The organism is Gemmatimonas sp. UBA7669, assembly GCF_002483225.1.
GTDB lineage: Bacteria > Gemmatimonadota > Gemmatimonadetes > Gemmatimonadales > Gemmatimonadaceae > Gemmatimonas.
The window spans coordinates 18358-29465 of sequence record NZ_DLHL01000009.1; the positions used below are offsets into that span (position 1 = coordinate 18358).

Below are 11108 nucleotides of genomic sequence, written 5' to 3' on the forward strand. Positions count from 1 at the left end.
ACTTCAGGCGGCGGCCCCTTCGTCCTTCACACCCGCCATCATGCGCCGAATGGGGACGATCATCAGCAACAGAATGACCATGGACCCAAAGAGTGCGATGGCGGTCCCACTGAACACCGTCGGCGTCTGTTCGAGCTTGGTGGGATCGACATGACCACCAACAAGGCCTGCCACCAGGTTGCCTACTGACGTGGCGAGGAACCAGATGCCCATCATCTGCCCCACGTAGCGCCGCGGCGACAGTTTCGTCATGGACGAGAGACCCACGGGGCTCACAAACAATTCGCCGACCGTCTGGAAGAAGTAGCTGGCAATGAGCCACCAGGGTGAGACGAGTACGGTGCCGCCGCTGGCCACCACGGCGTTCGCTGCAAAGACCATGAGCAGGAAGCCCACGCCGGCCATGCCCAGACCAATCGCGAACTTGGCGGGACTCGACAGGTCGATGCGCCGCGCCGCCAGCGCGCCCCACAGGACGGCCATCAGCGGAGACAGCACGATGATGAACGCCGAGTTCACCGACTGAAACCACGTGGCCGGCACGTCGAAGCCGAACACGTTGCGATTGGTGAAGTCGTTCGCGAACAGGTTGAGCGAAGTGGGCGCCTGTTCGAACGCCGCCCAGAAGATGGCGGCAAAGACGAAGAGCACGAAGATGACGGCGCTGCGCTTCTTCTCCTCGCGGGTCAGGCCACCAAAGACAAACAGGTAGGTGAAGTAGGCCACCGCGAGGCCCACGAGCACAAAGGTCATGGCGCCGCCGATGACCTGTGGGTCGAGCGTGATGGTGCCCGTTGAGGCAAGCAGGAACACGACTGCCAACACGGCAAGTCCGGCGAACGTGCTGTTGCGCACGGTGCGCTCGCGCGCAGCCTGCACCGTGGCGTTCGGGTCGCGCACAATGTCTTCGCCAATGGTGCCGAGCAAGCGGCGCGCACCAAGCCAGAAGCTGAGCAGACCGAAGGCCATGCCCACACCGGCCGCCCCGAATCCCCAGTGCCAGCTTACGCGCTCGCCGAGATATCCGGTGACCAACTGACCGATGAAGGCACCGGTGTTGATGCCCATGTAGAAAATCGCGAACCCGGCGTCCCGCCGTGCGCCGCCTTCCGGATACAAGTCACCGACGATGGCCGAGATGTTGGGCTTGAGCAGACCCGTGCCCAGCACAATGAGAATGAGGCCAAGAAAGAAGAACGGCTTGCCCACGCCCTCACCGGCAAAGCCCGAAACGCCGATGGCGAGATGGCCGCCGGTGATGAGCACGGCGCCGGTCAGGATGGCTCGGCGCAGGCCCAGCCAGCGATCGGCAATCCATCCGCCCGGCAGTGACGCCAGATACACGCTGGCGGCGTAGATGCCGACGATGGCCGAAGCCTGCGGGCGCTCAAATCCGAAGCCGCCGTCGTTGAGGGCGGCGGCCATGAAGAGAATGAGCAGCGGGCGCAGTCCGTAGAACGAAAAGCGTTCCCACATCTCGGTGGCAAAAAGCAGACCGAGGCCCTTGGGGTGACCGAAGAACGATCGGTCCTGGGTCGGGGCGATGGAGCTCACGAGGCAGGGTTGGGAGGAAGGGAAGCGTGGTGACAGGCCACGAGGTGCCCGGGGGCTTTTTCCTCGAGCGGCGGAGCGACCTGTGTGCAGATCGCGTTCTTGCGCGGGTGGGAACAGCGAGGGTGAAACACACAGCCCGACGGCGGATTGGCCGGCGACGGTGGTTCGCCCGCAAGAAGTATACGGCTGCGCACCGCTCCGGGAACCGGGACCGGCACCGCAGAAAGCAGTGCGCCTGTGTAGGGATGCAGCGGCGTCGCGAACAGGGGACGCCGTGGGGCCAGTTCGACCACCCGGCCCAGATACATGACGGCCACCCGGTCGGCCATGTGGGATACCACCGCCAAATCGTGCGCGATGAACAGGTAGGCCAGCCCGTGCGCGCGTTGCAGGTCGCGCAGCAGATTGATGATCTGTGCCTGCACGCTCACGTCGAGTGCCGATACCGGTTCATCACAGACGATGAAGTCCGGCTCGACCGCGAGCGCCCTGGCAATGCCGATGCGCTGACGCTGGCCGCCGGAGAACTCGTGCGGGTAGCGCGTGGCCATGTCGGGTTGCAAGCCGACTTCCTGCAAGACGGCCGCTACGCGCGCGTCTGCTGCGCTGCCCTTGGCCAGCGCGTGCACGACGAGGCCTTCGCGGATGGATTCCCCCACGGTGAGGCGCGGGTTAAGCGAGCCGTAGGGATCCTGAAAGATGATTTGCAGGTGCCGGCGCATGCGGCGCAGCTCTTCGCCGCGGAGTGCGCCGAAGTCGATACCGTTGACGTGCACACTGCCCGACGTCGGTTCCACCAGCCGCAGAATGGCGCGACCGGTGGTGGTCTTGCCGCTGCCACTTTCACCAACGAGCGCCAGTGTTTCGCCACGCGCAATGTCGAACGACACACCATCGACGGCGCGCACCTGTCCCACCGCCCGTTGCAGCAGGCCGCGCCGCATCGGGAAATGCTTCGTGAGATTTCGCACCGAGAGCAGCGGCGTCATGCGCGGGCCATGTCGGGAGTGTGCGACGGGCCCGCGCCGCGCGGCACACCGTGCGGTGCACTGTGCGGCGCACCGTGCTGGTCGCGCACCAGGTGACAGCGCGCGCGATGGGCCGGCCCGATCTGATGCAGCGCCGGGACCTCACGGCTGCATTCCTCCACGGCCACCGGACAGCGATCTCGGAAGGCACAGCCCGAGGGAAAAGCACCGAGGGCGGGCACAGTGCCCGGAATGGTGGCGAGATGCGGCACGGCGTCGCCCGCGCCTGCCGTGTCGGCATCGTGCCGAATGCCCGGCACGGCCGCGAGCAGTCCGCGGGTGTAGGGATGCGCGGGCCGCGAGAACAGCACGTCCACGGGCGCTTCTTCCACCAGGCGCCCGCCGTACATCACCAGCACGCGCGACGCCATCTCGGCCACCACACCCAGATCATGCGTGATGAGCAACACGGCCATCTGCGTGGCTTCACGCTGCGCACGCAACAGGTCCAGCACCTGGGCCTGAATGGTGACATCGAGTGCCGTGGTGGGCTCGTCGGCGATGAGCAGCTCGGGGCGCAGCACGAGCGCCATCGCCAGCATGACCCGCTGGCGCATACCGCCGGAAAGTTCGTGCGGATACTGTTTCGCGCGCGTGGCGGCATCGGCGATTCCGACCGACTGCAGCATGCGAACGGCGTCATCCCAGGCTTCGGCAGCGCGGCGTTTGGTGTGCGCACGCACCACTTCGGCAATCTGACTGCCCACGCGCCGCACGGGATTGAGCGCCGTCATGGGCTCCTGAAACACCATCGCGATGCGTTGTCCGCGGATGCGGCGCAGGGGCTCGGCGGCCAGACCGAGCAGATCGTCGCCATCAAAGACGATGCGGCTGTGGCGTCCAATGCGCCCGGGGGATGGCACGAGACGCAGCAACGACAGGGCCGTGAGCGACTTGCCGCTGCCGGATTCGCCCACGAGACACACGGTCTCGCCACGCGCCACCGTGAAGGACAAATCGTCGACCGCGCGCACCGGCATGCCTGCCACCGGCAGTTCGACCGATAGCGACTGCACGTCCAGCAGTGGCGGAGAGGCGTAGGGGGACATCACGACGCAAGCTGCGCCGAGGGACGAGGCCCTCGCAAGGCATCACCAAGGGCGTTGCAGGCCATGGTGACACCAATGGTCGCGAGTCCGGGGAAGAATGTCATCCACCAGGCACTGGTCATGGCCGACATCCCGTCGCGCATGATGGAGCCCCAGCTGGCGGTGGGGGGCTGCACCCCCAGGCCGAGATAGCTGAGTGTGGTTTCGAGCGCGATGGTGGATGCCACCGCGAAGGTGGCGGACACGGCCAGCACCGGCAGCAGATGCGGCAGCAAGTGCCGAATCACCAGGCGCGGCGTGCGCACGCCGAGCGCGCGAGCGGCGAGTGTGAAGTCTTCGGTGAGCAGCGCATCGAGTGACTCCGCGACCTGTCGCGCCACAGCAAACCATCCGGTCACGCCAACGAGCAGTATCAATTGCCAGAGGGCCAGAGGGCCCACAAATGCCGAGAGCGCGAGCAGTACCAGAATGCGCGGAATGGACAGACAGAGATCGAGGGCGCGGCGCAGGATGGCAGATAGCGGGCGTGGCGCGAGGGCCGTCGCCGCCCCGTAGGCCGTGCCAAGCAGAAGCAGAATCGCGACGGCCGCGAAGGCGATGCTCATGGACACCTGACTGCCGTGCAGAACGCGACTGAGTACATCGCGTGAATAGCTGTCGGTTCCGAACCAATGCGCGGCGGATGGCGGCATGCTGCGCAGCGCGACGATATCGAGTTGGCGCTCCGGGTCGTATGGCGAAAGCCACGGTGCCGCCAGTGGCAGGGCGGCCAGCAGCAACACCAGTATGAGGGCGGCTCTGCGAGTCATCGCTGCACCAGAGAGTGCGCGACAGGCTGTGGCGCCCCGTTGGACAGTGTCTCCTGTTCCGCGAGACGTGGGTCGACCAACCGCCGCAATACATCGGTGCCTATGGCGCCAAGCACGGTGATGCTGCTGCCCACGATCACGCAGCCGGTCACGACATCCGCGTCGCGTGCCGCGACCGCCATGAGCATGGTGTGTCCGAGACCGGGCCAGAGGAAAACCTGCTCGATGACGACCACACCGGCCACAAATGCGGGCAGTACAAGGCCGGCCACGGTAAGCACCGGCAACAGGGCGGCGCGCCATGCGAGCCAGTACACACGCCGTGCCGGCAGGCCTCCCGCGAGCGCGGTGCGAACAAAGGGTTGTTGCAGTACATCGTGCAGACTGCTGCGCTGATACCGCGAGAAGATGCCGATACCCACGAGGGTAATCGTCAGAACGGGCAGCACGAGGTGCCTGAGCCGATCAACCACGCGATCCCACGGCAGCATGTATGCGTGCATGTCGTCGATCATGCCGACCGCCGGCAAGCCCAGGCCGCGATGCCCGAGCAGGATCAGCAGAAACGCCAACCAGAATTCCGGCACCGAATACACGGCCAGAGTGAGCCGGCCGCTCCAGCGATCGCGGCGCGATCCGGCGTACACGGCCTGCCAGGCGCCCAGCAGCATGCCCAGCGCGAGGCTCAGGACAAAAGCCGGCACCACGAGGATCAGGCTGTTGGTACTGGCCTCGAGCAATACGGGAAGTGCCGGGCGCTGCTGCGCCGTGCTCCAGCCCAGGTCGCCGCGCACGAGGTCGCGCATCCATCGCAGGTATTGCATCGGCAGTGGATCATTGAGTCCACGCAGTGCGCGCACCCGCTCGCGAATGGCCAGGGGGACCTGCTCACCGAGGGCCGTCGCCTGGTCACCGGGAGCGAGTTCGATGCAGATGAAGGCCAGCGTGGCGGCGGCAAACACCACGAGCAACCCTTGCAGGAGGCGCGCCGCGAAGCCTGGCAGCAGGCGCAGCAGGGTGCGCCGGGCCACGGTCAGCGTGCTGCCCCGCCAAGCCCGATGCGGTCGCGATCGATGCGCTGCGCGGGATCGACACGCCACTCGGCGAGGTTCGTATACCAGCCATCCGGTCGAGAAGGCGGCACGATGAAGCGGCGGTGCAGCGCCATGAAAACGCGCGGTTCAGACAGCCAGATGGCTGGCGCGTCGTCGAGAATCTGCTGGAAGGCGCGGGCCCAGTGGCGACGACTGGTCGCACGGTCGAACGTGGTGAGAGCGCTGTCCACCGCCGCGTCAAAAGCGGGGCTGCGGTAGCGCACGGAATTGCCGTCGCCCGTGGAGGTCCAGGTCTGCCGCATGCCAACGAGTCCGGGACTGGATTGCCATCCGCCCGTATACGTGTCGAATCGCTGCTCATCCACGCGCTCACTGAGACTGTTGATCTCGAGCAGCTGCGGCGTGACGGCGGCACCCACCTCCTTGAACTGCGCTTGCAGCAGCACGGCAAGTCGCTGTGCGGCGGGGCTGGAATTGGGCGCAATGATGTCGAAGGCCAACTTCACGCCGTTGCGATCACGGACGCCATCGTTGTCACTGTCCGTCCAGCCGGCGGAATCAAGCAGGGCTCGGGCCCGTGCGCGGTCGAAGGGCAGGCCCGTGAAGGCCGTGGTATCGGGAATGAGCGCGCGCGGCGCCGGCGCCAATGCCACCAGGCCAAGCGAGTCGTAGGCGTTGCGAACAACCCGCTCGCGGTCAACAGCCATGGACAGCGCGCGGCGGACGCGCACATCGCCGAACACCGGATGCGGCTGCGTGGCGTTGCGCGGGTCTCGCAGGTTGAAACCGAGGAAGCGGTACTGCATGGCCGGATTGTCGACCACACGCAGCGTCGGCGTACGTGCCACTTGCGCGAGATTCTCGGGATTGATGTTCTCGAGCAAGTCCGCTTCGCCGGCAAACAGCTTGATGGTGGCCGCACCAAAATCCGGGGCAATGCTGAAAATTATGCGATCGAGATACGGCCTTCCCTTGGGGTGCGTGGTGTCGGCCACAATCTCGATGCGCTGCTGCGCATCCCAGCGCGCAAACCGGAAGCGACCGGTGCCAATCGGTTCCCTGGCCAGCGGCGACTCGGCCAGTCGGCCCATCGGAATGCTGTCGAGCCGATGCGCCGGCATGATGTACATGTGGAACGTCGCGTCGTAGAACTGCTGGGGCGAACGACGCTTGAACCAGAACACCGCCGTGGACGAATCGACCACGGCCACCGAGTCGATGTTGCTGACCAGCGATCCCTGATCGGTGGCCACGGAATCACTGGTGTACACCCGGAAGGTGAACCGCACATCGTGTGCGGACACCCGGTGTCCATCATGCCAGCGCGCGGTGGAATCGAGCGTGAAAGCCAGCGAGAGCGAGTCGCTTCCCCACTGCCACGACGTGGCGAGGCGCGGCGTGAAGCCCGCGTCGCCCGCGGTTTCGAGCGTCGGACCGATGTCCGCCAGCCGCTCGTAGAGTGACGCAAGAATGGGCGCGGCCTGGGACGCTTCCCCGATGGCCGGCAGCAGCGTGCGCGGTTCCGCGGGTGCCACGACTACAAGGGTTCCGCCGGTCTCCGAATCACTGGTCTGATCACCAGGGGCAGCACAGGCCAGCAGAAGTGCGGACAACACGCCGATGGTGGCGCGTGACAACAGAGCACGAGGCGTCATGACAGAGCGGGCAGGAGGAATTGACGCCGTACAATGCGGACCTGCGCTCAACGGCGCCAGAGCCACTCCCCACTCCCAAAGTGCAGCGCCTGCCGGTCCATCGCGGCGCGCAACTCGGCGTCCGGCTCCAGAACGGAAACCTGCGCATGGTCAAGGTCCCGTTCCGTGGCATGGCCTGGCCACAACACCCAGCGCGCCAGGCGATCGACCATGGCTGCCTTGAGCCGGTCGATCGTGATTGGCAGTTCCCTGGCTGGCAGCACATCACTCAGTGACGCGGCCGCTGGAGCTGGGGGCAGGGGCAGATCGGTGGCCGAGGCCAACAGCTCCTGGCGGTCGCGCAGCAGCAGGCTGCCATGCTGCAAATACCCCGCGCCCTGCCGCCAGACGGCACTGCCAACGAGTTTCCGGCCGCCCAGAAGCAATTCGCCCTCGTCAGGGGCATCAAAACAGACCGCCCCGTCCGTGATTCGTTCGGTTCGCGGCGGCGCCAGGGTGACGGGTAGTCCAACCGCGCGCAGGGCCTCTGCCAACACGCCGTTCACGGCCGTGTAGGCCTCACGCCAGCTCACCGAAGCGGGCAGTGGCAGCACCACCGAGTAGGTCAGTGTCTCCGCGTGCAACAGGGCCCGGCCGCCGGTGGGGCGGCGAACCGCCTCGAGCCCGGCCCGGGACAGCGAGGCCGCGGAAAACCGGTCGCGTACCGCCTCGTGACGGCCAAAGGACACCGTGGGCTGATCCCAGGCGTACCAGCGCCACACCGCGCGGTCCGGTTGCACGCGCGCCAGCAGGGCCGCGTCTGCAGCCATGTTCCGGACGCCAGAGTCAGGCGGGCACTCCCAGACAAACCACGATGGGACCGTTCGGGGGAAAAGCATCGCGGTTAAATTACTGAGGCTGCGGCCTCGCGTCGCAGTGCTCCCAGCTCCGGCACTTCGTCAGCACGCTGGCGGTGGTGCCTCGACTTCCCTGAGGATGTTCATGGCCACGCCCACTCGTTCGGCCGCACCTGCTGCGGTCGATTCCTTCGTTGCCCGTCACGTTGGTCCGAGCTCCGCCGAACAGCAGGCCATGTTGGCCACGCTGGGCTACGATTCGCTGGATGCTTTCATCGACGCTGTGGTGCCCGAGCAGATCCGCTTCCGCGCCACGCTGGCGACGGGACCGGAGCAGACCGAGGCGGATGTGCTGGCCTCGCTCCGCCGCATCGCCAGCAAGAACCAGGTCTGGCGCACCTACATCGGCATGGGCTACTACGGCACGCACACGCCCAATGTCATTCTGCGCAATGTGATGGAGAATCCGGCCTGGTACACGGCGTACACGCCGTATCAGGCGGAGATCGCACAGGGTCGCCTCGAAGCGCTGCTCAACTATCAGACGCTGATCATCGATCTGACGGGGCTCGAAATCGCCAATGCGTCCCTGCTGGACGAGGGCACGGCAGCAGCCGAGGCCATGGCGCTCGCCTTCGGAGCCCGTGGTTCGGCCACGCGCAACGTGTTTCTCGTGGCGGCGGACTGCCACCCGCAGACCATTGCCGTGGTGGAAGCGCGTGCGGTGGCACGCGGTGTGACGGTGCAGGTGGTGGACCCGCGCAGCATGACCTTCACCGATCAGGTGTTTGGTGTGCTGCTGCAATACCCCGGTACCGACGGTGCCGTGGTGGACTACCGCGGTCTCTGCGAGGCGGCGCATGCGGCGGGCGCGCTGGTCACCGTCGCCAGTGATTTGCTTGCCCTGTGTCTGCTGACGCCGCCGGGTGAGTGGGGGGCGGACATCGTGGTCGGCAGTTCGCAGCGCTTCGGTGTGCCGATGGGTTACGGCGGCCCGCACGCGGCCTTCCTGTCCACGCGCGATGAGTTCAAGCGCCTCCTGCCGGGCCGCATCATCGGCCTCTCGCGTGATGTGGAAGGCAAGCCGGCACTGCGCATGGCGCTGCAGACCCGCGAGCAGCACATCCGTCGTGAGAAGGCCACGAGCAATGTGTGCACGGCGCAGGTGCTGCTGGCCGTCATGGCCGGCATGTACGCGGTGTATCACGGTCCCGACGGACTGACGCAGATTGCCACCCGGGTGCACGAACGCGCCGTGACGCTCGCGGCCGGCCTCGAGCGGCTCGGCTTCTCCATCACGCATGAGCACTATTTCGACACCGTGCGGGTGGAAGTCGGCGCGCATGGTCAGGAAGACATTCTTGCAGCGGCGGCCGCGCACCGCATGAACCTGCGCGTGCTCGAGCCGGGCACGCTCACGATCGCGCTCGACGAAACGACGAGCGAGCAGGACGTGCTCGACCTCTGGCAGGTGTTCAACGGCAATGCCCCGGCCGATTTCAGCTACGCCGACGTGGCCGCCGGTGTGGATGCGCGCTACGACGAGCGATTCCGTCGCGTGTCGCCCTTCCTCACGCACCCCACTTTCCATCGCTATCACAGCGAGACAGAGATGCTGCGCTATCTCTACTCGCTGCAGGCCAAGGATTTCTCGCTCGTGCATGGCATGATCCCGCTCGGATCGTGCACCATGAAGCTGAACGCCACGGCCGAAATGATTCCGGTGACCTGGCCTGAGTTTGGTCAGCTGCATCCCTTCGTGCCGCGCGCGCAGGCCGAGGGCTACGCCGACATGTTCCGCGAGCTCGAGCGCGACCTGGCCGAGGTGACGGGCTTTGCGGGCGTGTCGCTGCAGCCCAACGCCGGCTCACAGGGTGAGTACGCGGGTCTGCTGGTCATCCGCGCCTATCACGAAGCCCGCGGCGAGGCTCATCGCAATGTGTGTCTCATTCCGCAGTCAGCGCATGGCACCAATCCGGCGTCTGCCGTGATGGCGGGCTTCCAGGTGGTCGTGGTCAAGACGGACGCCGATGGCAACGTGGACATGGACGATCTGCGGGCCAAGGCCGAGCAGCACTCGGCCAATCTTGGCGCGCTGATGGTGACCTATCCCAGCACGCACGGCGTGTTCGAGGCGAGCATCAAGGACATCACGGCGCTCATCCACCAGCACGGTGGTCAGGTGTACATGGACGGCGCCAACATGAACGCGATGGTTGGCGTGTCGCGTCCCGGTGACCTCGGCGCGGATGTCTGCCACCTCAACCTGCACAAGACCTTCTGCATTCCGCACGGCGGTGGCGGTCCGGGCATGGGACCCATTGGTGTCGCGCCGCAGCTTGTGCCCTTCCTCCCCACGCACCCGGTGGTGGCTTCGCATGAGGTGGATACGGCCATCGGGCCCGTGTCTGCGGCGCCCTGGGGCAGCGCGAGCATTTTGCCCATCTCGTACGTGTACATCAAGATGATGGGCGGTGAAGGTCTGGCGTACGCCACCAAGGTGGCCATCCTCAACGCCAACTACATCGCGAAGCGACTCGAAGCACACTATCCGGTGTTGTATCGCGGGCAGAACGGGCTCGTAGCGCACGAGTGCATTCTCGATACGCGCGCGTTCAAGACGCAGGCGGGCATTGAAGCCGAAGATCTGGCCAAGCGGCTCATGGACTACGGCTTCCACGCGCCCACGCTGTCGTTCCCGGTGGCCGGTACGCTCATGGTCGAGCCCACGGAAAGCGAATCGAAGGTCGAGCTGGACCGATTCATCGAAGCGATGATCGGCATGCGCGAGGAAATCGCCGCCATCGAGCGGGGCGAGGCCGACCGCGAGGACAACGTACTGAAGAACGCCCCGCACACGGCCGCGCATTGCACAGCGGACGCGTGGACCCACCCGTACTCACGCCAGCAGGCGGCTTACCCCACGGCGTGGACGCGGGATCGCAAGTTCTGGCCGACCGTGCGTCGGGTGGAGAGCGCGTTCGGTGACCGCAATCTGGTGTGCGCGTGTCCGCCGGTTGAGGAGTACGCGTCGTAATCCAGGCACCTCAGAACAGAAGGTGTGAGGATCTGAGGATCTGAGGAAAAGAGGGCGGGCCCTGTCGCGTCCTGAATAATGTCTA

General features: G+C 66.0%; 8 protein-coding genes. 1 reads left to right on the forward strand and 7 read right to left on the reverse strand.

Annotated features, from left to right (window positions below):
* Positions 1–3: 3 nt before the first annotated feature.
* From B2747_RS02390 to B2747_RS02420, 7 genes are read right to left on the reverse strand one after another with little or no spacing between them, the layout of a single operon-like run.
* The gene (locus tag B2747_RS02390) at positions 4–1554 is read right to left on the reverse strand and encodes a peptide MFS transporter (RefSeq protein WP_291156412.1); all 1551 of its coding nucleotides are present in this window, start codon (positions 1552–1554) and stop codon (positions 4–6) included.
* Positions 1551–2543, reverse strand: a complete 993-nt coding sequence (locus B2747_RS02395; RefSeq protein ID WP_291156414.1) for an ABC transporter ATP-binding protein — start codon at positions 2541–2543, stop codon at positions 1551–1553. The genes B2747_RS02390 and B2747_RS02395 overlap by 4 nt, the downstream gene beginning before the upstream one ends.
* Positions 2540–3631: an ABC transporter ATP-binding protein gene (locus tag B2747_RS02400; RefSeq protein ID WP_291156416.1), complete on the reverse strand. Its 1092-nt coding sequence runs from the start codon at positions 3629–3631 to the stop codon at positions 2540–2542. Before B2747_RS02400 ends, B2747_RS02395 begins: the two co-directional genes overlap by 4 nt.
* Positions 3631–4440: an ABC transporter permease gene (locus B2747_RS02405; RefSeq protein WP_291156418.1), complete on the reverse strand. Its 810-nt coding sequence runs from the start codon at positions 4438–4440 to the stop codon at positions 3631–3633. The genes B2747_RS02400 and B2747_RS02405 overlap by 1 nt, the downstream gene beginning before the upstream one ends.
* Positions 4437–5471 carry an ABC transporter permease gene (locus B2747_RS02410; protein ID WP_291156421.1) on the reverse strand — a complete coding sequence of 345 codons (1035 nt, stop codon included), beginning with the start codon at positions 5469–5471 and terminating at the stop codon, positions 4437–4439. Before B2747_RS02410 ends, B2747_RS02405 begins: the two co-directional genes overlap by 4 nt.
* Before the next feature lie 2 nt (positions 5472–5473).
* Positions 5474–7150, reverse strand: a complete 1677-nt coding sequence (locus tag B2747_RS02415; RefSeq protein ID WP_291156424.1) for a peptide ABC transporter substrate-binding protein — start codon at positions 7148–7150, stop codon at positions 5474–5476.
* Positions 7151–7197: 47 nt separating this feature from the next.
* Positions 7198–7959: a lipoate--protein ligase family protein gene (locus tag B2747_RS02420; protein ID WP_291156426.1), complete on the reverse strand. Its 762-nt coding sequence runs from the start codon at positions 7957–7959 to the stop codon at positions 7198–7200.
* A gap of 166 nt (positions 7960–8125) precedes the next feature.
* Between B2747_RS02420 and gcvP the strand changes: the two genes are divergently transcribed.
* Positions 8126–11023, forward strand: a complete 2898-nt coding sequence (gene gcvP / locus B2747_RS02425; protein ID WP_343125852.1) for an aminomethyl-transferring glycine dehydrogenase — start codon at positions 8126–8128, stop codon at positions 11021–11023.
* Positions 11024–11108: the final 85 nt, after the last annotated feature.

Coding starts and splice junctions, on each gene's coding strand:
- B2747_RS02420 (WP_291156426.1), bottom strand. CDS start 7,959: ATGGCTGCAGACGCGGCCCTGCTGGCGCGCGTGCAACCGGACCGCGCG.
- B2747_RS02415 (WP_291156424.1), bottom strand. CDS start 7,150: ATGACGCCTCGTGCTCTGTTGTCACGCGCCACCATCGGCGTGTTGTCC.
- B2747_RS02405 (WP_291156418.1), bottom strand. CDS start 4,440: ATGACTCGCAGAGCCGCCCTCATACTGGTGTTGCTGCTGGCCGCCCTG.
- gcvP (WP_343125852.1), top strand. CDS start 8,126: ATGTTCATGGCCACGCCCACTCGTTCGGCCGCACCTGCTGCGGTCGAT.
- B2747_RS02400 (WP_291156416.1), bottom strand. CDS start 3,631: ATGTCCCCCTACGCCTCTCCGCCACTGCTGGACGTGCAGTCGCTATCG.
- B2747_RS02395 (WP_291156414.1), bottom strand. CDS start 2,543: ATGACGCCGCTGCTCTCGGTGCGAAATCTCACGAAGCATTTCCCGATG.